The sequence below is a fragment of the Streptomyces sp. NPDC091280 genome (assembly GCF_044768565.1).
Lineage (GTDB): Bacteria > Actinomycetota > Actinomycetes > Streptomycetales > Streptomycetaceae > Streptomyces.
In genome coordinates this window covers 256590-280057 of record NZ_JBIVUZ010000007.1, presented here as the reverse complement: position 1 = coordinate 280057, position 23468 = coordinate 256590, and the positions used below count along the sequence as shown (strand labels likewise).

The window sequence follows — 23468 nt, the reverse complement described above, 5'->3', positions numbered from 1 at the left end:
GCCTCTCCGGCCGTCCGGCTCAGGGCAGTTCGAAGCGGTGCCGGGGCGCGGACCAGTCCGCCGCCGCGGCCGTCGCACGGTCGACGTCCTCGACCGGCAGCAGCCGCCGCGCCGCGAGTTCCTCGGCCGCCGCCCTGATCCGGGCCACGTAACCGGCCGCGTCGCCGTACCGCTCCTCGACGCTCGGGCGGGAGTCGCCCGTGATCAGCCGCTCGTCCTCGGTGGCCGCGAACGGGAACGTCGAACCGCTGAACTCGTGCAGCGCGCCGTGCCCTTGACCCGGGGCGCGGGTGTTCCAGCCGGTGTAGGTACCGAGCGGCACCGACACCATCGGGGCGCGCACGCCCGCCGTCTCGTTGCCGTCGCCGTCGACGGCCGGGACCAGCACCGTGTAGCCGTGCGCGCGGTCCGCGACCGGCGGCACACTCGAACGGTCCACGGCATACAGCTCGTTGGGCCCGTACGGCCGCAGCGCCGAGGGCACCGCCGGGAACCGCCGCGACCACTCCGCCATCGTCACCAGGCTGCCGTCGGCGACGGTGGGCACCGTGCTCGGCGGCGGCTCCACCTCCTCGCTCACCCATGCGTCGAGCGCGTCGAGGACGCCCCGGAACAGCGCGGACGTGGCGACGACGTTCTCGACGTGATTGCAGATGCCCTTCCCCGGAGACTGCGGCGTCGGACTCGCGACATGCTGGCTCGACGACCACAGATAGCCGCGCACGTTCGGCGGAAATCCCAGGTCCCGCCCGTCAGTTGTGGTGTGGACCAGCGAGCCCCGGCGCTGCCAGTACTCCGTGGACGTCTGCGTGTGCAGCACCTTGGGATCGCTCGCGCGCTTCATGATCGCGTCGCGTGCGCCGGTCAGATGGTCCACCGTCTCGGCGTACGCGAAGGGGAAGGCGTCGGCCGCGTTGAGATGGTCCTCGTACTGCTGGCCGCCCGGCACCGTCAGGTTGGCGAACCGTGCGGTGTCCAGCCGTCCCGCGCCGGAGACGTGCGGCAGCAGTCCGTCGAACACCCGGCGGCCTTCGGCGTCCTCGTTGAGACCCCGGTGGATGAAGTCGCGGATGGCGCGCCCGGTCTGCGAACGCCCCCAGCCGTACACGTAGTTGATCTCACCCACCGGTTGCGCCGGGTCGTACCGCAGAGCGCTGACCAGGTCGCGCACGGCGACGAGACCGAGGCCGAGGACGAGGGGTTCCTCGGCCTCGTAGGTCAGTTCGTAGATCCAGCCCGGGCGCAGTCCGCCGTCGACATACAGGTCGCCGCGGCTCGGTACGACGGCGACGGCCTGTGACCTCAGGTCGGTTCCGCCGCCCTGCAACCGGGCGAACCGCCATGCGGCAGCAGGGAGTTCCTCCGGCGTACTGTGCGCGTACCGTCGCCGGGTGAGCCGCGCGGTGTGTTCGCTCGCCGCGCTCACGGGGGACGGTCTCGTGCTCGTCCAGCGCGACAGCGGCAGCGAGAAGGTGGGCTCCTCGACGATGAACTCGGCCGTGGTCAGGCCGCGTACGGGCTCCGTGCCGCGCCTCGCCACGGGCAGGTCGAGCAGCAACCGCCCGTCACCGGGCAGCAGATCACCCTGCCAGGCGCCGAAGACGACCGTGTAGCCGCGCCGTAGAAGGTAGCCGTTGCCCGCGTCGGCGAGGGTGCGGGGGCGGTTGGTGTGCGGGGCGTCGCAGAAGTACTGGACGGCCCGCTTGTTGCCCCGGTTCCCCCAGTCGAAGAACAGCCGTCCGCGTCCGCCGTCGACCGGTCGCAGGATCTCGACGTCCCCGCTGAAGCGCACCAGACCGTCACCGTCGCGCGGCGCGAGGTCCAGATCGGTGATCGAGCGGAGGGCGGGCGCCTCGGGGTCCACGGCGTAGTGGGCCGTGGCGGTGAGCACTTCGTACGCCCCACCCTCGGCGAAGCGATGACCGTCCGCGAACGGCTCCCTGCGCCGGACTTCCAGTCGTACGGCGTTCATCGCGCGGCCTCCAACCGCGCCGGGCGCCAGCCCAGTTCGGGCGCGACCAGGTGCAGCACGTCGTGCAGGATCTGTTCGTACTCCTCCCGCCGGAACTCGTACGGCAGCTCAAGACGCAGCTCCGAGACCCCCGACACCACGGGATCCGCCGCCAGTTGCTCCAGGATCTGATCCGCCGTGCCGACCACATCGGGCGCGAACAGGGTCCGCCTGGGGCCCTGCGGGGCGAGGGTGCGGGCATGCCGGCTCTCGGCGTACGCCCGGTAGCGGGCCCTGGTGGTCCGGTCCGCGCCGTCGAACGGGACGACGACGCGGCCCACCGCGACCCGGGCGGCGGGCTGGACGCGCCGGTACGCGGCGAGCAGGTTCGCCTGGGCCGTGGTGAAGTCGTCGGTGTGCTCGCCGGTGACGATGTTCCCGGACAGCAGATTGAGGCCGCTCTCACCGGCCCAGCGGGCCGAGCGCAGACTCCCGCCGCCGTACCAAATCCGGTTCACCAGGCCGGGGTTGTGGGGTTGCAGGCGCGGTCGCTGGACGTTGCCCGGTGACTCGATCACCGTGTCCGGGCCGCCCAGGTAGTCGCCGCGCAGGTTGTCGACGACACGGGCGACCCGGCCGTACGACAGGTCGAAGGCGCGCCAGTCGCCGTCGTACACCAGGTCGCCCAGCAGCTCGGCGTGCGGCATGCCGGTGCTGAAGCCGACCTGGAGCCGCCCTCGGGACAGCACGTCGGCCAGTGCCAGGTCCTCGGCCAGCCGGAACGGGCTCTCGTAGCCGATCGGGATGACCGCGGTCCCCAACTCGACGCGCTCGGTGCGTTGTCCGGCCGCGGCGAGGAACACCGCGGCCGAACCGACGCCGTGTTCGAGGTGCCGCTGCCGGATCCAGGCGCCGTCGTAGCCCAACCGCTCGCCGTACTCGAAGAGTTGGAGGGTCTCCTCCAGGCCCGTGTAGGGGTCGTCGTCGGCGAAGTTGCCCGGGGTGAGAAAGGCGAGGGAGGTGATGCTCATGCGGTCCGCGTCCTCAGGTCGTGGTCGGTCCGTCGGCCGGGGATCGCCGCGAGCAGTTCGCGGGTGTATTCGTGCTGGGGGTGCGTGAACAGGTCCTCGGGGGCGCCGGTCTCGACGACACGGCCGGCCCGCATGACCGCGACCTCGTGCGCGATCTGCCGTACGACGGCCAGGTCGTGCGAGATGAACAGGTAGGCCACCCCGATGTCGGCCTGCAACTCGGCGAGCAGGTCGAGGACTTGGGCCTGGACGGAGACGTCGAGGGCGGACACCGGTTCGTCGCACACCACGAGATCGGGGGAGAGGGCGAGCGCCCGTGCGATGGCGACGCGCTGCCGCTGTCCGCCGGAGAGTTCCGCCGGGCGGCGGTCCAGGGTCGCGGCGGGCAGGGCGACCCGGTCGAGCAGGTCGCGGGCCCGGTCCAGCCGGGAGGCGCGGTCGCCGACCTTGAAGGCGCGCAGCGGCTCGGTGATGACCTCGCCGATGGTGAACCTCGGGTCGAGCGAGGCGTACGGGTTCTGGTAGACGAGCTGGGCGCGTCGGCGCAGTTGCCGGGCCTCGGCGCCCCGGGCGGTGGTGATGTCGGCGCCGTCGAACAGGATGTGTCCGGAGCTCGCGTCGGTGAGGCGGAGCACCAGGCGGGCGGTGGTGGACTTGCCCGAGCCGGACTCGCCCACCAGGGCCAGGGTCCGGCCGCGGTGGAGGGTGAGGCTCACGTCGTCGACCGCGCGCAGGGTCCGGGACTCGCCGCCCGCCCGGGGGAGCCTGAACTCCTTGACGGCGTTGCGGAGTTCCACCAGCGGCGTCGGGTCGGTGGCCGGAGGCGCGGTCGCCCCGGCGCGGGGGATCGCGGTCGTCAGGCTCGGCGCGCTGGCCAACAGGCGTCGGGTGTACTCGTGTTGGGGGTCGGCCAGCACCTCGCGGGTCGCCCCGGCCTCGACCACCCGCCCCTGGGACATGACGACGAGGCGCTGTGACCGGTCGGCGGCCACCGCGAGATCGTGGGTCACCAGCAGGATCGCGGTGCCCGACTCCTCGGTGAGGCTCTGGAGATGGTCGAGGATGACGCGTTGCACGGTGACGTCGAGCGCGCTGGTCGGCTCGTCCGCCACGATCAGCCTCGGCCGGGCGGCGATCGCGATGGCGATCAGGGCGCGCTGCCGCATGCCGCCGGAGAGTTCGTGCGGATACTGCCGGGCCCGGGTGGCCGCGTCCGGCAGTCCGGCCCGGTGCAGGATGTCGACCGCCTCCGCCGGCGCGGAGCGGCGGGTCGCGAGGCCGTGGATGCGCAGCACCTCGGCGACCTGCTCGCCGATGCGTTTGACCGGGTTGAGGGAGACCGAGGGGTCCTGGGGGACCAGGCCGATCCGCGCGCCGCGCACGGTGCGCAGTTCCGCCTCGCTCAGCGTGGTGAGGTCGTGCCGGCCGAAGCGGATCGTGCCCGCGTCGATCGTGGCGTTGGCCGCCAGGAGCCGGGTGATGGCATGCGCGGTGGTGCTCTTTCCGGAGCCGGACTCGCCGACCACCGCGGTCACCTCGCCCGGACGCACGTCGAGATCGACGTCCCGCACGGCCGGTACGGTGCCGCCGCGGGTGCGGTACGACACGGACAGGCCGCGTATCTCCAGCGCGGCGTCCGCGCCCGCGCCGGGGTCCGGGTCGGTGCTCGGTGTCGTGCTCAAGTCCTCATCCGTTCCAGGTGTGTTCGGCGGGTGACCGGTCATGACTGCCGGGACCATTCGCCGTCCAGCGCGCGTGCGACGCGGTTGGTGGCCAGCACGGTCGCCGCGATGGCGAGGCCGGGCAGCGCCGTCAACCACCAGGCGTTGGCGAGGTAGTTGCGGCCGTCCGAGATCAGCGTGCCCCATTCCGGTGCCGGTGGCGGGGCGCCGTAGCCGAGGAAGCTCAGGGCCGACACGGCGAGGATCGAGGAGCCGAAGTCGAGGGTGGCCAGGACGATCACCGGACCGGCCGCGTTGGGCAGGACGTGCCGGCCGAGCACCGAGTACCAGCGTGCCCCGCACGAGCGCGAGGCCTCGACGAAGACCGCCTGCCGTACCCGCAGCACCTCCGCCCGGGTCACCCGCGCGAAACCCGCCACGCTGGCGACACCGACGGCGACCGCCACCTTGACCGTGCCGTAGCCGAGCGCGGTGACCAGGGCCAGGGAGAGGAACAGTGCCGGGATGGAGAGGAGCACGTCGACGAAGCGCATCAGTACGTCGTCGACCCAGCGGCCCACGAAGCCGGCGACCAGCCCGATCAGGCTGCCGACGACGAAGGCGACCGCGACCGCGATGAGGGTTGCCTTGAGGGAGAGTTGGGCGCCGTGGACGACCCGGGAGAACACATCGCGGCCGAGTTCGTCGGTGCCGAACCAGTGCGCGCCGCTCGGGCCCCGGAAGTTCTGCGAGGGTATCCCCGCCAGCGGGTCCCGGGAGGTGAACAGGCCGGGCCGGAACGAGGCCAGCACGACCAGGACCAGGACGAGGACGGAGAGCAGCAGACCGGGACGGCGCACCAGGAACCGCAGGACCCGGCGCACCTCGACGCGGCGTCCCGGCCCGGACCCTGGCCCGACCGGCCGCGCGGGGCCGAGCGCGGCATCGGCGGGGGTGCCGGCGGCGGTGTCGTCGACAAGACCCTGACTCATACGGTGACCGCCTTCCGGCCCGAGGTCATCACGATCCGCGGATCGAGCAGTGGGTAGACGAGGTCGACGAGCAGGTTCGTCAGGACGAAGATCAGCGCGCCGAACACCACCACGCCCTGCACCAGCGGGATGTCCTGGGCCGTGACCGCGGCGGCCGTCACCCGGCCGAGGCCGTCGCGCGAGAACACCGTCTCGACGACCACCGAACCGGCGATCAACTGCCCGACCAGCAGGCCGACCACGGTGAGCGCGGGCAGGGACGCGTTGCGCAGGGCGTGCCGCAGATGGACGCGCCACCGCCCGGCGCCCTTGGCCCGGGCGGTCTCCACATAGGCCTGGTCCAGCGCGGTGAGCAGGCTCTTGGCCAGGACCTGTGCCACCTGCGCGCCGGTCGGGATCGCCAGCGTCAGGGCCGGCAGGATCAGCCCCCGCAGCCCGTCGTTGCCGAACGCGGGGAACCAGTGCAGGCGGAAGGAGAACGACTCGACGAGCAGCAGCCCCACCCAGAACGTCGGGACCGACACCCCCAACGGCGGCAGGGACAGCAGCAGTTGGCGCAGCCACCGACGCGAGGTGTAGGTCGCGACCACCGCCAGGCCGCCGCCGAGCAGCACGGCGAGGAGCAGCGCGGCGCCGGTCAGCTGGAGGGTCTGCGGCAGGGCGTCGGCCAGTGTCGAGGACACCGGCCGGCCCGTGGAGACGGAGTTCCCGAAGTCCCCGCGCACCGCCCGGCCGAGGTAGTCGGCGTACTGCGCCAGGACCGGCTTGTCGAAGCCGTACTCGTGGCGCAGCGCCGCCAGTTGGGCCGGGTCGACCGTCCCGGAGTCCATTCCGGCACTCGCCATCGCCGTGACCGGATCGCCCGGCAGGAAGTCGAGGACCAGGAAGGACACCGTGTAGGCGGCCCACAGCACGCCGACCGCCTGGGCGAGCCGTTTGATCGCGTAGCGGCGCACGGGTCAGCCGATCCAGGTGTCGTGCAGCTGGATCCGGCTGGAGGCGTCGAAGTTCAGGGCGTGCACCTTCTTCGCCACGCCGATCTGGGTCTGGAGCTCGACCACCGGCGCGTAGTAGGCGTTCTTGACGAGCAACTCCTGCGCCTGCTGCACGAGTTGGGCGCGCTTCGCGGTGTCCGTGGTGGCCGCCTGTCCGGTCAGCGCCGTGTCGAGCGGGCTCGCGGGCAGGCGGTAGAAGTTCGCCAGCTTGGTGGAGAAGGAGCTGCGCAGGATGTCGGGGTCGGCGCGGGTGATGTTGCTCCACGCCACGTCGAAGTCGCCGGACTGGAGGGTCGGGGCGAGCTGGGTGACCTGGAGCTGCTTGAGCGTCAGACCGATGCCGACGGCCTTCAGTTGCTGCTGGATCAGCTCCAACGCGGGCTGGTTCGTGGCCGAGTTGGGGATCCAGTCGACGGTGAGGCTCAGCTTCTTGCCGTCCTTCGTCCGGACGCCGTCGCTGCCGGTCTTCCAACCGGCCGCGTCCAGCAGGGACTTCGCCTTGGCCGCGTCGGTCGTCAGGTCCGAGGACAGGTCCGTGTAGTCGGGTGTGGTGTGCGCCAGGACGCTGGTCGCGGGCTGGGTCCCGGTCGGGAACACCGCGTCGGCGATCTGCTTGCGGTCGATGGCGAACCCGATGGCCTGGCGCACCCGCGCGTCCTTCAGGACCGGCCGCGAGTTGTTGAGCGCCAGCCCGAACACCACGCCCGGATTGGCCCGCCGCTGGAGGGTGACCTGACCGCCCTTGAGCGCCGCCTCGTTGGCCTTGCCGACGCTGCTGATCGCGTCGACCTGCCCCGACTGGAGACTGCCGGCCCGTACTCCCGCCTCGGGCACGACCTTGAAGACCACCTTGTCGAGGTAGGCCTCCCCGCTCTTGCGCCACAGCGAGGAACCCCACGCGTATCCGGTGCGCTTGGCGAGCGTGATCGACTGGTTCTGCACATACTGCTTCAGCACGAAGGGCCCGGAGCCGACCACGCCCTTGCTGCACTTCTCCTGCGGGCTCCGCTGCACGCTCGCCGACGACTCGATGCCCAGCGAGTGTGTCGAAGTGGCTTGCAGGAACTGGGCGTTGGGCTGCTGGAAGGTCACCTTCACGGTGAGCGGGTCGACCACGGTGGTGCTCTTGAGGCCGCTCAGATAGCCCTCGGCGAGGGTGCCCAGCGCGCCGAGCTTCGGCACCGCGTCGAAGTTGTCCTTGACCACCTGCGCGGTCAGCTTGGACCCGTCGCTGAAGGTGACACCCGATCTGAGATGGAACGTGAACGTCGTCGCGTCGGAGCTGATGTCCCAGCTCTTCGCCAGCCACGGCACGATCTTGCCGGTCTGGGGGTTTTGGTCGGTCAGCGAGTCGACGATCTGCCGCACCGAGTAGATGGTGTCGTTGCTGGCCACCTGCTGCGGGTCCACGCAACCGGCGTCGGAGCCCACCGCGAAGGTCAGCGTCCCACCGGACGTGGCCCGGCCGCCGGTGTCGCCGGCGCCACCGCCCCCCGATCCGCAGGCGGTCAGCAGGAAACTGGTGGTCACGAGAGCGGCCGTAGCCGCCCGTCGGGTGGTTCGGGAGACCGGATGTGCTGTCACGGGAGAGGTGCTCCTACTCGTGTCACCCCGTGCACACGGACCTGTGCGGAACGTGGCGGGGCGCGCGGACGGTATCGACCCCGGCGGGGTGGATCCGGTGGGGCGGGGAGGACGTGCCGGCCGGCACGGGACGCGCCCGCGCGCATGTCGACTCGTCGAAGAAGGGAAGGTGAAGGGGGAAACGGGGCTGTGCCGGAGAAACAGCGGTGACGGATGTCAGGCTCTGCGGCCGGACCTGGTCAGCTGTGACAGAGACAGCCGGCGCAGCGCTTCAGGTCGATGTGGCGCCGACGGGAGAGCCGGGAGAAAACCACGGCGTCGGGACAGGAGGCACTCAGGTCGTAGCTGTCGGGCACGCCGTCCTCCATGTCCGGGACCCCGGTCACGGGGTCGCGCGCTTGCAGAGTCGTCAGTGTCTCTGCCGGGCTTTCACCTGGAGCACCCCACCGCGTCGGAGGGTTGCCGGTCAGCCAGCCAGGGCTTGTTGCTGACACTCGATGCCACTGGAGATCGTAGGGAGTCGTCTCGCTGTGCGTCAATGCCGGGGCAGAGGTCCGGCGTCGGGGAAACTTCTGAACCTGCCGTCGCGCGGTCGCGGACGAGGCTCTCCCCGCCCTGCCCCCACGGCACTGAGTCGATCGCTCCCTCTTCCCGAACTGCCGTCTGCCGCCTGCCGGTTCACGGCCACCAGAGGACCCACCATGAAGCGCTACATCCTCACCGGCGCGCCCGGTGCCGGAAAGACCACGATCCTGCGCCGGCTGCGCGCGGACGGATTCGACGTCGTCGAGGAGGCCGCCACCGCGGTCATCGCCCACGAGCAGGCCGGGGGAGACGCCGAGCCCTGGACCCGGCAGGGCTTCGTCCGGAAGGTGGTCGATCTGCAGCGTCTGCGACAGGTGACGTCCGTGACGGAGGGCGTGACCCGGCAGGTCTACGACAGGTCTCCGGTGTGCACACACGCCCTCAGTACCTACCTCGGCCGCCCCGCGCCGGCCGCGCTGCTCGCCGAGATCGACCGGGTCACCCGTGACCGGATCTATGAACCGCAGGTCTTCTTCGTCCGCAACCTCGGATTCTGCGAGCCCACGGCCGCCCGCCGGATCAGCTTCGAGGAGTCCCTCGTGTTCGAGCGCGTCCACGAAGAGAGCTATCGGCGGTTCGGCTACGACCTCGTGGAGGTACCGGCCGGTGACCTGGCCGACCGGGTGGCGCTGATCGCGGACACCATCGCCCGACTCACCGACGACGTGTCCGACCGCGGGGCCTGAGCGGTGGTTCCGGGAGGGTGCGGTCACCGCAGCGGTCGACGCCCCCGGTCGTCCCACCGCTCGGACGCGTGGTGGACGCACCTTTCCGGGTGTGCTTTGATCCGGCCATGGACACAACTGGCCAGGCACACACGGTGCTGCTCGACCCGTTCTGGGTGAGCCGCCGCGCCGACCAGTTCGACGAGGTCTGTTGCTGATCGCCGTTCCACGGCCCCTTCCCCGCACCCCTTCGCTCCCTCGCAACCGGTAACCCCCGTACGGCCGTTGAGTCGCTGTGCGAGGAGACGCCGAGCGCCGTCCGCTCCCTCTTCGCGCTGCCCGACGACCCACGGGTGGTGACCGGGCACGTCGACTCGCGCCGCTTTCGCGGCTCCACGCGCACCGGTGCCGAGGACCGGCGGACGGCCCCGACCAGCCGCACGCCCACCAGCCGCACAGCAGTCGCCGCAGAGGAGAACGCCATGACCACCGCCGCCCGTCTCGACATCCTCAGGGCAGGGCCCCGCTTCGGCGCCGAAGTCGCCGGCGTCGACCTGACCGCGCCCGTCGACGAGAGCACCGCCGAGGAACTGCGCCGGGCCTTCCGCGACCACAAGGTCCTCGTCTTCCGCGGTCAGCATCTGACGCCCGATCAGCAGGTCGCCGCCGTAGGCCTGTTCGCCCGGCCCTTCGACCACCCCACCGCGCTGAAGCACCCGGACAACCCGCTTGTGTATCCGTACGACGTCAAGCACACGGGCAAGGCCAGCACCTGGCACATCGGCGGGCTCTGGCGCGAGCCCGTCTTCGCGATCGAGTCCCTCACCTACGAGGTCGTGCCCGAACTCGGCGGCCACACCCTGTGGGCGGACCTCCAGGCCGCCTACGACGACCTGTCGGAGCCGTTCAAGGTGCTGCTGGAATCGGTCGGCGCCCTCTACGCGGGCAACGCCGAGAACTACGCGCAGGGCAGCAGGAAGAACGCACCCGGCGAGCCCGTCGAGCACCCCGTCGTCCTCACCCACCCCACCACCGGCCGCAAGGGCCTCTTCATCAGCAGCTCGGCGAAGCAGCTCACCGGTGTCACCCCGGCGGAGAGCAAGGTCCTCCTCGACCATCTGCTGCGGCACGCCTCCTCGCCGGACTACACGATCCGCTTCGGCTGGCGGCCCGGCGACTTCGTCCTCTGGGACAACCGGGCGACCTGGCACTACGCCGTCGACGACTACGGCGACGGAGAGCGCGTCTACCGCAAGGTCCTCGGAGTGGAGCCGGACGCGGGCACCACGGCGCGGCACGCCTGAATGCTCCCCGGAGAAGACCGCGCCGCCCGCCGCGTCCTGCTGGTGTGTCTGGCCGCGGGGGCAACCACCCTGCTGGACCAGGCAGTTCTGAACATCGCGGTCCCCAGCCTGCGGCACTCGCTGGGGGCCGGCGCGGCGGACGTCCAGTGGATCGTGGCCGGTTACTCGCTGGCGTTCGGACTGGCCCTCGTACCCGGGGGCAGTCTCGGCGACCTGCACGGCCGCAAGCGGCTCTTCCTCGCCGGAATGGCCGTCTTCCTCCTGGCCGGGGTGGTGGCCGCGACCGGCGGCGGGCCGGGGACCGTGATCGGCGCCCGGCTGGTGCAGGGAGCCGCCGCCGGACTCGTCAACTCCCAGGTCATCGGGACCATTCAGGACGTGTTCCACGGGCTCGACCGGGGCCGCGCGCTGGGAATGTACGCGGTGACGGCGGGCGTGGCCGCCGCACTCGGCCCACCGCTCGGCGGCGCCCTCGTCGCCGGATACGGGGCCGGGACCGGCTGGCGCTACTGCCTCCTGCTGAGCGCACCGTGCGCACTGGTCACCCTGACCCTCGCCACCCGCTGGCTGCCGCCGCCCCGGCGCACCGCCCGTGACTCCCGGCTGGACGTGACCGGCCTGGGCCTGGCCTGCGCGTGCACGCTGACGGTGATGGTGCCGTTCATCCGGACACCGGGCAGTGGGGGAGCGGCACTTCTGTGGGCGGCCGGAGCGTGCGCCCTGGCCGGGGCGTTCGTCGCGCAGCAGCGGCTGCGGGTACGGCGGGGCCGGGTGCCGCTGGTCCATCCGGCGCTCGCGTCGTCCCGGCCGTACCTGCTGGGCACCGCCGTCGCCATGGCCCAGTTCGGTTCCTCCATCGCCGCGTCGCTCGTGCTCACCGTCTTCCTCCAGGACGGGCTCGGACTGTCGGCCCTGATGACGGCGGCGGTCTCGCTCCCCTCGGCGCTCGCGATGGGCGTCTCCTCGGCGCTCGCCTGGCGGCTGGTGCGGCGGATAGGGGTGCGCACGGTGAGCGTGGGGCTGGTGTCGGGGATCTGTGCCGCCCTGGCCGGGGCGGTGGCCGTGCTCTTCGTGCCGGCCGCCGCACTGCCGATCGTGCTCGCCGCGACCCAGGCGCTGTCCGGCGCGGCGGGCGGCCTCGCCGTCTCGCCCAACCAGACACAGGTCCTGCAACACGCCCCGGCCGAGGCCGCGGGCGTGGGCGGCGGCGTCCTCCAGATGGCACAGCGCATCGCTGCGGCCGTCTGCCTCAGCGCCGTATCGGCGGTCTATCTGCACACCGCGTCCGGCGCGACGGCAGTGGGCGGCGGCCCGCGAACCGCGTACGCGCTGGCCTCCTGCGTCTGTGCCGGTCTGCTCGCCGCCGCGCTCGTGCCGGCGCGGCTGCGCCGGGCCGCCGTCCCGCCCCGTCCGCCCAGGCCCGGGGACCCGACCACGAACGGTCCCGGTCCCCGGCACGACCGGCGGCGCGAGGACCGCAGTCCGCAGGAGCGGTAGCCGTCCTGGCGCGGTGTGCCGACGACTGTCGTGGTCCCCGCAGGGACGAGCGGGTCGGTCCGGTGGCCGTGCGGGCGGAGGGCTGCACCGAGGACGACGGCCCGGCCGGGAGGGCCGTTGCGGCGGCACTCGGTACGGCGGGCGCCGTCCGGCTCACGGTCGTCCCCCGCCGCCGAGAGGCCGCTACTCCCGCCCCTGGCCGACGAGTTCACGGACGAGCGCCGCGACCTGTTCCGTCTCGATCAGGAAACCGTCGTGGCCGTACGGCGACTCGATGACACGGAGCCGGTCCGCGCCGGGGATGCCGGCCGCCAACTCCGCCTGCTGGGACGGGGGATAGAGCCGGTCCGAGTCGACTCCGGCGACCAGCGTCCGCGCGGTCACCCGGCGCAGGGCCGCTCGCGTGTCGCCGCGGTCGCGGCCGATGGCGTGAGTGTTCATGGCCTCCGCCAGCGTGACGTAGCTGCCCGCGTCGAACCGGCGCACCAACTTGTCGGCGTGGTGGTCGAGATACGACTCGACCTGGTACCGGCCGCCGTTCCACGGATCCTCCGCGTCCTGCGGCGCCCGGCCGAAGCGGACCGCCAACTCCGGCTCGCTGCGGTAGGTGACATGGGCCAGACGACGGGCCAGGCCGAGACCGGCACCCGGACCCCGGCCGCTGTCGTGGTAGTCGCCGCCCTGCCAGTGCGGGTCCGAACGCACCGCATGGAGCTGGATGTTCGTCCACGCGATCTGCTCGGCGCTCGCCGCCGCCGTGGTGGCGAGCAGCAGGAGCGCGTCCGTACGCTCCGGATACGTCACGGCCCACTCCAGCGCCCGCATCCCGCCCATGGAACCGCCGAGCACCAACGCCCAGCGCTCGACGCCGAGTTCGTCGGCCAGACCAGCCTCCACGGCCACCTGGTCGCGCTGCGTCAGGAACGGGAAGGCGCCGCCCCAGCGGCGCCCGTCCGGGCGCGGGGAGGACGGGCCGGTACTGCCCTGGCAGCCGCCGAGGACGTTCGGCGCGACGACGAACCAGCGGTCCGTGTCCAGCGCCCGCCCCGGCCCGATCAGGGCGTCCCACCAGCCGGGGGTGGGGTGACCGGGCCCCGCCGGGCCGGCGACATGGCTGTCTCCGGTGAGGGCGTGCAGGACGAGGACGGCGTTCGAGCGGTCCGGCGCCAGTCGTCCCCAGGTCTCGAACGCCAGCCGCACACCGGGCAGTTCACCGCCCGCCTCCAGCGCGAGGGGCTTCTCCCGGGCGTGCCACTGGCGTCGTCCGGGCGGGTCTCCCTCCCGCCAGGCCCCGGAGGCCGGCGGAAGGGGGACCACCGACGGAGTCGGTACGGTGCTCAGGACGCGGCCTTGGCCGCGCGGAACCCGGCCTCCAGGTCGGCCTTCAGATCGGCGAGGTTCTCGATGCCGACGGACAGCCGCACCAGGCCCGGAGAGGTGCCCGTCGCCGCCAACTGCGCCTCGTCCAGCTGACTGTGGGTCGTCGACGCGGGGTGGATGATCAGGCTGCGCACGTCCCCGATGTTGGCGAGATGACTGAACAGCTCGACCGCGTCCACGAAGCGCTTCCCGGCCTCGACCCCGTCCCGCAGTTCGAAGGCCAGGACCGCCCCGGCGCCGCGCGGGAGGTAGCGCTGCCCCGCCTCGTACCACCTGTTGGACTCAAGTCCCGGGTAGTGGACGGCGGCCACCTCGTCGCGCTGCTCCAGCCACTCCGCGAGGGCCTGCGCGTTGGACGAGTGGCGCTCGATGCGCAGGCTCAGCGTCTCCACGCCCTGGAGGAGCAGGAACGCGGAGTGCGGGGAGATCGCCGGTCCGAGGTCGCGCAGCAGCTGCACACGCAGCTTGATGGCGAAGGCACCCGGACCGAGCGCCGGCCAGTACCGAAGGCCGTGGTAGCTGGGGTCCGGCTCGCTGAAGTCCGGGAAACGCTCGGCGTGCGCGCCGAAGTCGAAGGTGCCGCCGTCGACCACGACACCGCCGATCGTGGTGCCGTGCCCGCCCAGGAACTTCGTCGCCGAGTGGACGACGATGTCGGCGCCGTGCTCGATCGGCCGCAACAGGAACGGAGTGGGCACGGTGTTGTCCACGATCAGCGGGACGCCCGCCTCGTGCGCGACGTCCGCGACGCCACGGACGTCGAGGACGTTGCCGCGCGGGTTCCCGAGCGTCTCCGCGAACAGGGCCTTGGTGTTCGGGCGGATCGCCGCGCGCCAGGCGTCGAGGTCGTCGGGGTCGTCGACGAAGGACACCTCGATGCCGAACTTCGGCAGCGTGTGCCGGAACAGGTTGTACGTGCCGCCGTAGAGCGAGGTGCTGGAGACCAGGTGGTCGCCCGCCGACGCCAGCGTGAGGATCGCGAGGGTCTCCGCGGCCTGCCCGGAGGCCAGCGCCACCGCGGCGACCCCGCCCTCCAGAGCGGCCACGCGCTGCTCGAACACGTCCTGGGTGGGGTTGTGGATACGGGTGTAGATGTTGCCGGGCTCGGCCAGCGCGAACAGGTCGGCCGCGTGCTGGGTGTCACGGAAGACGAACGAGCTGGTCTGGTAGATCGGCGTCGCCCGTGCCCCGGTCGTCGGGTCCGGCGCGGCACCGGCGTGGATCTGCTTGGTCTCGAACGACCAGGCCGAGGTGTCCGGACCTGCGGGCTCGTCCTCGGGCGTGTGACCACCGGTGACGGAGTCGATGGGCTGGCTCATGGTTCTCCCTTGTGCGGGGCGTGCGGGTGCGTGGGACGGCCGCGGCACCGCCGTCCTGAGAAGGGCACGGCGGGGACCGGCGCGGCGCGCTCGTGGAGAGGGGAAGCGAATGCCGGAGCGGTGCGTCAGCTCAGGGCGGGACACCCCGTGCTGGTGACACGCACGTAGTCGACGTGGCGGCGGGTCACGAGCGGGGTCATGCAGTGAGAGAACCACAGCCCGTACCGGAGAACCAGTGTGACGTGCGCAGTTGAAACACGACTGCCACAACCGCACCGGTCCCCGGCACGGATCACGCGGTCGACGCGAGCACCGCCGTACGGCCGCCCAGCGCGCCGGAGAAGAGATCCGTGACCTGCTCCAGCGCCGAGGCGGTGGCGGGCGCCACCGTCAGGGTGCCGTCCTCGGCGACCGTGATGTCCTTGTCGAGCGTGAACCAGCCCGGCACGATGTGCGAGGGCCCCATGGAGTTCAGCACCGGACGCAGCGCGTAGTCGATCGCCAGCACATGGGCCGTACTGCCACCGGTGGCCAGCGGCAGCACCGTCTTGCCGGTCAGCGCGTACTGCGGCAGCAGATCGAGCAACGACTTCAACAGGCCCGAGTAGGCGGCCTTGTAGACCGGCGTGCCGATCACCACCCCGTCCGCCTGCTCGAACAGGGCGGTCGCTGCGACGATCGCCGGATGCGCGAAGTCGGCGCCCAGCAGCGCCTGCGCGGGCAGGGTACGCACCTCCAGCGGAGTCACGTCATGACCCTGGCGGCGGAGCCGGTCGTCCAGGTGACGCAGGAGCCGGGTGGTGCGGGAGGTGGGAGAGGGGCTGCCGGAGACGGACAGGATCGAGGCCATGACGGGACCTTCCGAGGTCGGGGTTCAGACGGTGTGCCGAGCGGGAGGAACAGCACTCACCAGGCGCTCGACCGCACCGTGAGCAGCGGCCGGAGTTCGTTGCGCAGGGTCTCCAGGAAGGTGACCACCTCGGCGGCCACCGTGCGGTGCTGGAGGTCGTTGAGCACGTCGTGGTGCGCGCCGTGCACGACCGAAAGCCGGGCGCGGGCAAGGGACTTGGCGGTGTGCGCGAGCGCCTCGTGGTCCGCGAGCGGGTCCGCGTCGCCGACCAGGAACAGGACCGGCACGTCGGCCTCGGCCTCGTACGCGGCGGCGAGCACCGCCTCCGGGATCGCGTCGTCGAGCGAGCCGCGCCGCACCTCGGGGTCCTGGGTGAGGTTGCCCCGGTGGGTGGGGCAGGAGGTCCGCACGTCCAGTTCCTCGTCCCACGTGCCTGCGGTGGCGGTGGCACCGGGAGCACGGCCGGGCAGGCCCGCGAGGACCACGGCGTCGGGCCGGACACCGGCTTCCCGGCCGAGCAGCGCGGCCACGGCGGCGGCGCCCGAGTCGGCCCCGACGAGCACCAGGGGCCGTACGACGCCGTTCTCGGCGGCCGTGTCCTCGGCGGCCTCGGTGAGGCGGGCGGCGAGGGCGGTCAGGTCCTCGGTGTCGAGGTCGGGTGCGTCGAGCACCCGGACCCGGTAGGCGTCGGCGGCGAGCCGTCGCCCGAAGCGGGTGTAGGTGGCCCGGGTCTCGCCACGGCCCGGCACGATGAGGACCGTGCCGCGGACGAGCAGGCCCTCGGGGCCGAAGTGGTCGCTGTACTGGGGCATTTCAGACTCCTGCGGATAGGGATGCGGGTTCGGCGGACCGCGCGGGCTTCCAGCCCAACGCGGGTGCCACTTCGGTGGCGATGAGTTCGAGGGCGCGTACGGCGGCGTCGTGGTCGGGGACTGCGGGGTTGAACTGGGTGATCAGATCCGTCGCGACGGGCAGCACCCGCTCCTGCCCGAGCGCGGCGACGATGTCCTCGGGGTGGCCGTAGAAGGAGTGGAAGCGACGCAACGCCTCTTCCTGGCCGAGGCCCTTGGGGAACGCGCCGTGCTCCGCCATGCGCAGCGCGGCCCGGTGGACGTCCTCGCCGACCGCCGCCAGCGCGGTGTGCCGGTCCTTGGCCGGGAACACGAACCGGGACAGGCCGATGCGCGGGCGGTGCGGATGGTCCCAGGCGGCCAAGTGGGCGTCGGCCCAAGGGCGTTGCACCTCGTCGGTGGGCGCGTCGAAGCCGTAGGCGGCCCGGTTGAGCAGCAGGTTCGAGCCGTTCCGTGCCGCGTACTCCGCGCCCTGCGCGCTGAACACCCCCTGCCAGAGGCGGCCGTTGAAGTCGCCGGGCCGCGGCTGGATGCGGAAGCCGGCCGTGCCGACCTCGCCGCCGTCGAGGGCGCGGCGCACGATGTCGAGGTGCGCGCTGGTGAGTTCGCGCTTGCGGGCCACGTCCTTGCCGAACGCCGCGTACTCCACCTCGCTCGACCCGCTGCCCGCGCCGAACTCCACCCGGCCCCCGCTGAGCGTGTCGACGGTGGCGATGTCCTCGGCGAGCCGGACCGGGTCCTCCAGCGGGAGGACGGTGATCGCGGTACCGAGGCGGATACGGCTCGTACGGGCCGCCGCGTGGGCGAGGAACGTCCACGGGGAGGACAGCCCGCCGCCTCCGAGCGAGACGTGGTGCTGGGCGACCCAGCCGACGTCGAAGCCCAACTCGTCGGCCACGACGAAGAGTTCCTGCGCGTTGCGGTAAGTGCGGGCGATGTCGTCGTCGCGGCCCTGGACGTGGGTGAGGAAACCGAGCCGGAAGCGTGGTCTCTCGCTCGTCATGGGGTGATGGCCTTTCGGTGTCAGGCCGCGGTGGGGACCGGGCCGGTGGGATGTGCCGCCGGCGCGCCGGCCTCCTGTCCCAGCACCTGGTCGAGTACGGCGGCGGCGCCCGCGTCGGGCAGCCGGGTGCCGCGCCAGACCACGTGCTGGTCCGGGCGGACCAGGACGTTGGTCGTGCCGTAGACGGCCCGCGCCGCCGGGTCCGTGAGGTGGACGACCGTGAACGGCAGCCCGCGCGCGGCGGCTTCGGCGGCGAAGGCCCGCTCGACCGCGCGGTCCTCGGAGAGGACGAGCAGACCGAAGGAGGTGCCGAGCCGGTCGTAGAGGGTGCCGCCGCTGGGGTCGACGGGGCCGTCCGGCGCACGGTGGCCCGGGCGCGGGTCGTCCTCGTAGACGTCGGCACGCCACGGCTGTTCGGCGTCGAGCTGGCCCGGCTCGTACCAGACCACCGACGAGGCGTCGTACCGCTCGTCGAAGGCGACCCCGTCGCTCCCGGACCGGTCCCGGCGCAGCCGCGCGCCGATCTCGGCCCGCCGCCGCACGGCCTCCTCGCCGAGGTCCGCGTCGTCGGGAACGCCACCCGCCCGGATCTCGGCCAGGGCGGCCTGCGAGCGCCGCGAACGCTCCAACGCGTGCTCGGCGACACGCCAGTTGTGCGGGCGGCGCTCCTGGTCGTAGGAGTCGAGCAGGCTCGGCGGGGCGTGGCCGTCGAGGACCGCCGCGAGCTTCCAGCCCAGGTTGACCACGTCGCCGATGCCCTCGCCCAGGTTGCCGCCGGGCGTGCGCACATGGGCGGCGTCACCGGCCAGCAGGATCCGGCCGCGGCGGAAGGTCTCCGCGATCCGGGTGGCGTGGTAGAAGGTCGTCGCGGACACCAGCTCCAGATCGATGTCGAGACCGAACGCCGCCCGTCCCACGTCCAGCAACTCGCCCTCGGTGGGCTCGTGTTCGAGCGGGTACGGTCCGGCGTACACCCGCCACTCGCGCGCGCTCACGGCGGCGAGGAAGCCGGAGGCGCGGGCGTTGACGACGATGTTCGTCGCGCTCGGCGCGGGTCCGATCCGGTCCGCGACGTCGCCCGTGCGGACGATGAGCCGCAGCCGCTTCTCGGTGGCGTGCTCGCCGGTACGGTCGATGCCGGCCAGGCGGCGGGTGGTGCTGCCGCCGCCGTCCGTGCCGAGCACGTAGGCGGCGCGGACCGTCCGCGCGCGGCCGGTTCCGACGTCCACGACCCGCGCGTCGACGCCCTGCGCGTCCTCGCGCAGCGCGGTCAGCTCCTGGCCGCCGCTGACGCTGACGCCGCGCTCCGTCAGGTGGTCCAGGAACACGCGCTGGAACACGGTCTGCGGGCGGCGCAGCGCCTCGTCGGCGGAGTGCCCGGCCGTGCCCGCCCGGTCGGTGAACGACGGGGCGGGCACCGGCACCAGTTCGTGTCCGGCGAGGGAGGTGACCAGCCGGGTGCCCCGATGCCATTCCGGCGGGTACGTCCACGCGTCCCGGACGCGCTGGAGCAGTCCCCAGCGCCGCAGGTGCTCCACGACCCGGGGGGTGTGGCCCATCGCCCCGGCGCGGACCAGGGTCGCGGCCGGGGCGCGGTCGACTACGGCGACCGCGACACCCCGCGAGGTGAGTTCGACGGCCGCCGCGAGGCCGACCGGGCCGGCGCCGACGACGAGGACGTCGACGTCGGCCGGGGGAGTGGCTGCGGGGAAGCGGACGGTGTGGACGTCGCGGCCTCCCGTCGCCGACAGTTCGGTCATCGCGCGCCCTCAGTCGTTGACGAGCTGGCGCTCGCGGGAGTGGCGGTTGGCGGGGATCGGCAGGCCGAGGTTGCCGCGCAGGGTGTCGGACGTGTACTCGGTGCGGAACAGGCCGCGCTTCTGGAGGATCGGGACGACACCGTCGACGAAGAGGTTCAGCTCCTCCTCGGTGCGGAAGGCGAGGTTGATGCCGTCGAAGGCGCGGGCCTCGAACCACTGCTGGATCGTGTCGGCCACGGTGTGCGGGTCGCCGACGAACGGCGACTGCCGGAACTGGTTGACGGACTCGGCCACTTGGCGCAGCGTCAGATTCTCCGCCCTGGCCCGCTCGATGAGCTGGGCGGCACCCGTCCGCCCGCCCTTCTCGGCGAGGTGGGCGACATCCGGGAACGGTCCGTCCAGGTCGTGCACGCTGAAGTCGTAGGCGCCGAAGGAACGGCCCAGCAGGGCGAGGTTGCGGCCGAAGTCGTCGTCCTCCTCGAAGATCTCCCGCTCGCGGCGGCGGGCGGCCTCGTCGGTCGCGGCGACGACCGGGCCGCCGTGGATGAGGATCTTGACGTGCTCGGGGTCGCGGCCGTAGGCGGCTGCGCGCCGCTTGACGTCGGCGTAGTAGTCGCGCGACGCCTCCAGGGTGCCGCCGGGCGCGAAGATGCCCTCGGCCACCTGCGCGGCGAGATCGCGGCCCTCCTCGGAGACCCCGGCCTGGAAGATCACCGGCTGGCCCTGCGGGGACCGCGAGAGGTTCAGCGGGCCCGCGATCTTGAAGTGCTCGCCCGCGTGGTCGAGTTCGTGCAGCTTGGCCGGGTCGAGGAAGACGCCCCGCTCGACGTCCGCCGGGAACGCGTCGTCCTCGTAGGAGTCCCACAGCCCCCGGGCGACCTGCACGAACTCCAGTGCCCGGCCGTAGCGGGTGGCGTAGTCGAGGTGCTCGTCGAGGCCGAAGTTCCGCGCGGTGCCGGTGTCGAAGCTGGTGACGACGTTCCAGCCGGCCCGGCCGCCGCTGATGTGGTCGAGCGAGGCGAAGCGGCGGGCCAGGTTGAAGGGCGAGTTGTACGTCGAGCTGGCCGTGCCCACCAGGCCGAGGTGCTTGGTGTGGGTGGCGACGGCCGACAACAGGGTCAGCGGTTCCAGGCGGTTGAGGTAGTGCGCCGGGTAGGTCGAGTTGATGAACTGGCTGTCGACGATGAACAGGGCGTCGAACAGGGCGTGTTCGGCCGCCTGCGCCAGCCGGATGTAGTAGTTGATGTCGATGCTCGCGTTCTTCGCGACACGCGGGTCCTTCCACAGACCGTGCTGGCCGGGGCCGCCGACGCCGTAGGGGTGGAGGGCGAGGTGGAGCGTGCGGGACATGACTGTTCCTGTTCTGTGAAGGGCGGTTGACGGGCCGTCAGACGTGCAGCAGGGCGCGCAGTGCCTCGCGCTCGGCGCGGTCGGCCGCCGCGCCGCGCAGGGTCGGCGCGGAGCGGACGAGCAGGCGGGTGTAGACGTGCTGGGGCCGGTTGATGACGTCGGCGGCGGCACCGGCCTCGACCAGCTCGCCCTGGTAGAGCACGGCGATGCGGTCGGCGACCCCGGCGACGGACCCGAGGTCGTGGGAGATGAAGACCAGGGCGACGCCGTCCGCGCGGAGTTCCTTGAGGATCTGGAGGATCTGCACCCGGTTGGCGGAGTCGAGCGCGCTGACCGGTTCGTCGAGGATCACCAGTCGCGGCTCGGTCACCAACGCCCGTGCCACCGCGACCCGTTGCCGCTGGCCGCCGGACAACTCGCCCGGCAGTCGGTCGAGCAGATCCTCGGAGAGGTGGACCCGGTCGAGGAACGCGCGCACCCGGGTCGCCGCCTCCTGCCGGGACACACCCTGGATCAACAGCGGTTCGGCCAGGGACGCTTCGACCGTCACGTCCGGGTCGAGACTGCGCAGCGGGTCCTGGAAGACGTACTGGATCACACCCCGGCGGCGCAGCGCGCGCCACTGGCGGTGGCCGTACGCGCCCACCTCCTCGCCGTCGATGACGATCGATCCGGCGGAGGCGCGCACCAGGCCGAGCGCGGCCCGTGCGAGCGTCGACTTCCCGGACCCGGTCTCCCCGATGATTCCGACCGTCTCGCCCGGGGCGATGCTCAGGGAGACCTGGTGCAGGGCCTGGCGACGGCGCCGGCGCGGGCCGTAGTGCACGTCGAGGCCGGTGATCTCAAGGACGGGACCGGTGAGTTCCCCGCTCATGCGCTGTCCTCCGTGTCCTCTGTGGCCGCCGGGACGAGGAACTTGTCCAGGCCGTACTGCTCGTGCTCGGCGATCAGCAGCCGTGTGTACGCGTGCCGGGGGTGGTGCAACACCTCGTGCGTGGGGCCCTGTTCGACCACCTCGCCCTCGCGCATGACGAGGACCTCGTCGCACAGCTGGGCGACGACGGCCAGGTCGTGGGAGACCAGGACCAGCGCCAGCCCGGTGCGCTCGCGCAGATCGGCCAGCAGGTCGAGGATCTCGGCCTGGACGGTGACGTCGAGCGCGGTGGTGGCCTCGTCGGCGATGAGGATGCGCGGACCGGCGGCGATGGCGGCGGCGATGAGGACCCGTTGGAGCATGCCGCCGGAGAGCTCGTAGGTGTACTGGCCGTAGACCAGCTCCGGGTCGCGCAGATGCACGGCGTGCAGGAGGTCGATCGCCTCTCGGCGGGCCTCGCGCCGCTTCAGGCCCTTCTTGACGCGGAAGACCTCGGCGAGCTGCGCGCCGACGCGGATCGAGGGGTTGAGATAGGACGCCGGGTCCTGGAAGACCGCGCTGATCGTGGCGCCCCGCAGGGCCGTCCACTGGGACGAGGACAGACCGGAGATGTCCTGGCCATCGATCTCGATCGAGCCGCCGGTGACCTCGAAGTGGGCGGGCAGGATGCCGAGCGTGGCCCGGCAGGTCAGGGTCTTGCCGCTGCCGGACTCCCCGACGATGCCGACCGAAGTGCCGGGCCTCAGCGTGAAGTCGACGCCGTGGACGATCTCCCGGCCGGCGGCCCGGTCGCTGATGCGTACGTCGCGCACGGACAGCAGGGGAGTGGTGGGTGCGGTCGGCGGGCGGACGGGGTCGGCCGCACCCGATGTCGTGGGTCCCGGCAGGACTTTGGCGGTGGAAGTGGCCATCACGCACCTCCGGCGTGGACGTGGGCGAGGTCGCCCTCGGAGTCGGTCCCGGCGAGGCGGTTGGCGCGTGCCCTGCGGTTGTTGACGAGCGCGCGGCCCGCCTCGCCGGAGACGTCACGGATCGCGTCGGCGAGCAGGTTGCAGGCCCAGACCGTGACCATGATCAGCAGGGCCGGGGTGAGCGGCGCCCACGGCTTCTGGGTGAGATAGCCGAGGTCCGAGGCGAGCAGGCCGCCCCAGGTGGGCGCGGGCGGCTGGACGCCGATGCCCAGGAACGTCAGCGTCGAGACGATGACGAAGCCCACACCGATGGTCTGCGCGAGCGCCACCGCGATCGGCGGGAGCACCTTGACCCAGACGTGCCGGCGCACGACCCACCCGATGGAGGCGCCGGAGATGAGCGCCGCCTCCACGTACGGCGAGCGGGCCACGGCCAGGGTGGAGGCGCGCGCCACCCGGTAGAACAGCGGGGACACCAGCACCCCGGTGACCAGCATCGCCTGGGTGATCCCGTTGCCGAGCAGGGCGACGACGGCGACGGCGAACAGCAGGAAGGGCAGGGCCACCAGCGTGTCGGTCAGCCGGAGGGTGATCCACTCGAAGGCCCGGCCGAAGTAGACCGACAGGATGCCCGGGATCGCCCCCACCCCCAGTGCGGTCAGGGCGACTTCGAGGGAGCCGAGCACACTGACCCGGGAGCCGTCGAGCAGCCGGCTGAGCACGTCGCGGCCCAGGTAGTCGGTGCCGAGCCAGTGCGCGCCGGACGCGTCGGCGAGCGTGTCGGAACTGGTGGCGAGGGGGTTGTCGGGCGCGATGAATGGCCCGAGGACGGCGAGGAGGGCGATCACGGTCAGGATCACCAGGGCGATCCGGCCGGACGTCAGGGAGAGCACGCGGCGCACCAT

Annotated in this window: 19 protein-coding genes and 1 riboswitch; of the genes, 3 read left to right on the top strand and 16 right to left on the bottom strand. The window is 72.3% G+C overall.

All coding sequences use genetic code 11. The features are described from left to right. Positions 1–19 precede the first annotated feature (19 nt). Genes ACIQPR_RS22445 through ACIQPR_RS22420 form a run of 6 tightly spaced genes read right to left on the bottom strand, consistent with a single transcriptional unit; the run spans position 20 to position 8214 of the window. On the bottom strand, positions 20–1972 hold the full coding sequence (locus ACIQPR_RS22445) for an alpha/beta hydrolase domain-containing protein (protein ID WP_403650999.1): 1953 nt from the start codon (positions 1970–1972) through the stop codon (positions 20–22). Then, positions 1969–2982, bottom strand: coding sequence for an LLM class flavin-dependent oxidoreductase (locus tag ACIQPR_RS22440; RefSeq protein WP_403650997.1), 1014 nt, complete (start codon positions 2980–2982; stop codon positions 1969–1971). The genes ACIQPR_RS22445 and ACIQPR_RS22440 overlap by 4 nt, the downstream gene beginning before the upstream one ends. Further along, on the bottom strand, positions 2979–4721 hold the full coding sequence (locus ACIQPR_RS22435; protein WP_403650996.1) for a dipeptide ABC transporter ATP-binding protein: 1743 nt from the start codon (positions 4719–4721) through the stop codon (positions 2979–2981). The genes ACIQPR_RS22440 and ACIQPR_RS22435 overlap by 4 nt, the downstream gene beginning before the upstream one ends. Then, positions 4703–5635: an ABC transporter permease gene (locus ACIQPR_RS22430; RefSeq protein WP_403650995.1), complete on the bottom strand. Its 933-nt coding sequence runs from the start codon at positions 5633–5635 to the stop codon at positions 4703–4705. The genes ACIQPR_RS22435 and ACIQPR_RS22430 overlap by 19 nt, the downstream gene beginning before the upstream one ends. Then, positions 5632–6591 carry an ABC transporter permease gene (locus ACIQPR_RS22425; RefSeq protein WP_403650993.1) on the bottom strand — a complete coding sequence of 320 codons (960 nt, stop codon included), beginning with the start codon at positions 6589–6591 and terminating at the stop codon, positions 5632–5634. The genes ACIQPR_RS22430 and ACIQPR_RS22425 overlap by 4 nt, the downstream gene beginning before the upstream one ends. 3 nt (positions 6592–6594) lie before the next feature. Further along, entirely contained in the window at positions 6595–8214 is a 1620-nt protein-coding gene (locus tag ACIQPR_RS22420) for an ABC transporter substrate-binding protein (RefSeq protein WP_403650991.1), read from the bottom strand. Between the two features lie 389 nt (positions 8215–8603). Continuing rightward, positions 8604–8716: riboswitch (SAM riboswitch) on the bottom strand. 199 nt (positions 8717–8915) lie between these two features. Between ACIQPR_RS22420 and ACIQPR_RS22415 the strand changes: the two genes are divergently transcribed. The 3 genes from ACIQPR_RS22415 to ACIQPR_RS22405 all read left to right on the top strand — a co-directional run bounded on the left by ACIQPR_RS22415 (position 8916) and on the right by ACIQPR_RS22405 (position 12265). Next, positions 8916–9485: an AAA family ATPase gene (locus tag ACIQPR_RS22415; protein ID WP_403650990.1), complete on the top strand. Its 570-nt coding sequence runs from the start codon at positions 8916–8918 to the stop codon at positions 9483–9485. Between the two features lie 461 nt (positions 9486–9946). Then, on the top strand, positions 9947–10768 hold the full coding sequence (locus tag ACIQPR_RS22410) for a TauD/TfdA dioxygenase family protein (protein WP_403650988.1): 822 nt from the start codon (positions 9947–9949) through the stop codon (positions 10766–10768). Continuing rightward, entirely contained in the window at positions 10769–12265 is a 1497-nt protein-coding gene (locus ACIQPR_RS22405; protein WP_403650986.1) for an MFS transporter, read from the top strand. 183 nt (positions 12266–12448) lie between these two features. Here the strand turns inward: ACIQPR_RS22405 and ACIQPR_RS22400 are convergent, their stop codons facing one another. The 10 genes from ACIQPR_RS22400 to ACIQPR_RS22355 form a co-directional block, all read right to left on the bottom strand. Beyond that, entirely contained in the window at positions 12449–13582 is a 1134-nt protein-coding gene (locus tag ACIQPR_RS22400) for a homoserine O-acetyltransferase (protein WP_403650985.1), read from the bottom strand. 20 nt (positions 13583–13602) lie between these two features. Continuing rightward, positions 13603–14964, bottom strand: a complete 1362-nt coding sequence (locus tag ACIQPR_RS22395) for a bifunctional o-acetylhomoserine/o-acetylserine sulfhydrylase (RefSeq protein WP_403650983.1) — start codon at positions 14962–14964, stop codon at positions 13603–13605. A gap of 292 nt (positions 14965–15256) precedes the next feature. Then, positions 15257–15814 carry an NADPH-dependent FMN reductase gene (ssuE, locus tag ACIQPR_RS22390; RefSeq protein ID WP_403650981.1) on the bottom strand — a complete coding sequence of 186 codons (558 nt, stop codon included), beginning with the start codon at positions 15812–15814 and terminating at the stop codon, positions 15257–15259. A gap of 56 nt (positions 15815–15870) precedes the next feature. Beyond that, entirely contained in the window at positions 15871–16626 is a 756-nt protein-coding gene (locus tag ACIQPR_RS22385) for an alpha/beta hydrolase (RefSeq protein WP_403650979.1), read from the bottom strand. Between the two features lies 1 nt (position 16627). Then, complete coding sequence (locus ACIQPR_RS22380; RefSeq protein ID WP_403650978.1) at positions 16628–17668, bottom strand: LLM class flavin-dependent oxidoreductase; 1041 nt, start codon at positions 17666–17668, stop codon at positions 16628–16630. Positions 17669–17688: 20 nt separating this feature from the next. Beyond that, positions 17689–19428 (bottom strand): FAD-dependent monooxygenase, encoded by a 1740-nt coding sequence (locus ACIQPR_RS22375; protein WP_403650976.1) that lies wholly within the window; start codon positions 19426–19428, stop codon positions 17689–17691. Between the two features lie 9 nt (positions 19429–19437). Beyond that, a complete protein-coding gene (locus tag ACIQPR_RS22370; RefSeq protein ID WP_403650974.1) occupies positions 19438–20778 on the bottom strand; it encodes an LLM class flavin-dependent oxidoreductase in 1341 nt (446 codons plus the stop codon). A 37-nt stretch (positions 20779–20815) separates the two neighbouring features. After that, entirely contained in the window at positions 20816–21652 is an 837-nt protein-coding gene (locus tag ACIQPR_RS22365; protein ID WP_403650972.1) for an ABC transporter ATP-binding protein, read from the bottom strand. Further along, positions 21649–22563, bottom strand: a complete 915-nt coding sequence (locus tag ACIQPR_RS22360; protein WP_403650970.1) for an ABC transporter ATP-binding protein — start codon at positions 22561–22563, stop codon at positions 21649–21651. Before ACIQPR_RS22360 ends, ACIQPR_RS22365 begins: the two co-directional genes overlap by 4 nt. Then, positions 22563–23468, bottom strand: a complete 906-nt coding sequence (locus ACIQPR_RS22355) for an ABC transporter permease (protein ID WP_403650969.1) — start codon at positions 23466–23468, stop codon at positions 22563–22565. The genes ACIQPR_RS22360 and ACIQPR_RS22355 overlap by 1 nt, the downstream gene beginning before the upstream one ends.

Bases quoted from the DNA above. Each gene is read 5' to 3' on its own strand.
- ACIQPR_RS22445 (WP_403650999.1), bottom strand. From the start codon at position 1,972: ATGAACGCCGTACGACTGGAAGTCCGGCGCAGGGAGCCGTTCGCGGAC.
- ACIQPR_RS22440 (WP_403650997.1), bottom strand. From the start codon at position 2,982: ATGAGCATCACCTCCCTCGCCTTTCTCACCCCGGGCAACTTCGCCGAC.
- ACIQPR_RS22435 (WP_403650996.1), bottom strand. From the start codon at position 4,721: ATGGTCCCGGCAGTCATGACCGGTCACCCGCCGAACACACCTGGAACG.
- ACIQPR_RS22430 (WP_403650995.1), bottom strand. From the start codon at position 5,635: ATGAGTCAGGGTCTTGTCGACGACACCGCCGCCGGCACCCCCGCCGAT.
- ACIQPR_RS22415 (WP_403650990.1), top strand. From the start codon at position 8,916: ATGAAGCGCTACATCCTCACCGGCGCGCCCGGTGCCGGAAAGACCACG.
- ACIQPR_RS22410 (WP_403650988.1), top strand. From the start codon at position 9,947: ATGACCACCGCCGCCCGTCTCGACATCCTCAGGGCAGGGCCCCGCTTC.
- ACIQPR_RS22405 (WP_403650986.1), top strand. From the start codon at position 10,769: ATGCTCCCCGGAGAAGACCGCGCCGCCCGCCGCGTCCTGCTGGTGTGT.
- ACIQPR_RS22395 (WP_403650983.1), bottom strand. From the start codon at position 14,964: ATGAGCCAGCCCATCGACTCCGTCACCGGTGGTCACACGCCCGAGGAC.
- ssuE (WP_403650981.1), bottom strand. From the start codon at position 15,814: ATGGCCTCGATCCTGTCCGTCTCCGGCAGCCCCTCTCCCACCTCCCGC.
- ACIQPR_RS22385 (WP_403650979.1), bottom strand. From the start codon at position 16,626: ATGCCCCAGTACAGCGACCACTTCGGCCCCGAGGGCCTGCTCGTCCGC.
- ACIQPR_RS22380 (WP_403650978.1), bottom strand. From the start codon at position 17,668: ATGACGAGCGAGAGACCACGCTTCCGGCTCGGTTTCCTCACCCACGTC.
- ACIQPR_RS22375 (WP_403650976.1), bottom strand. From the start codon at position 19,428: ATGACCGAACTGTCGGCGACGGGAGGCCGCGACGTCCACACCGTCCGC.
- ACIQPR_RS22370 (WP_403650974.1), bottom strand. From the start codon at position 20,778: ATGTCCCGCACGCTCCACCTCGCCCTCCACCCCTACGGCGTCGGCGGC.
- ACIQPR_RS22365 (WP_403650972.1), bottom strand. From the start codon at position 21,652: ATGAGCGGGGAACTCACCGGTCCCGTCCTTGAGATCACCGGCCTCGAC.
- ACIQPR_RS22360 (WP_403650970.1), bottom strand. From the start codon at position 22,563: ATGGCCACTTCCACCGCCAAAGTCCTGCCGGGACCCACGACATCGGGT.
- ACIQPR_RS22355 (WP_403650969.1), bottom strand. From the start codon at position 23,468: ATGGTGCGCCGCGTGCTCTCCCTGACGTCCGGCCGGATCGCCCTGGTG.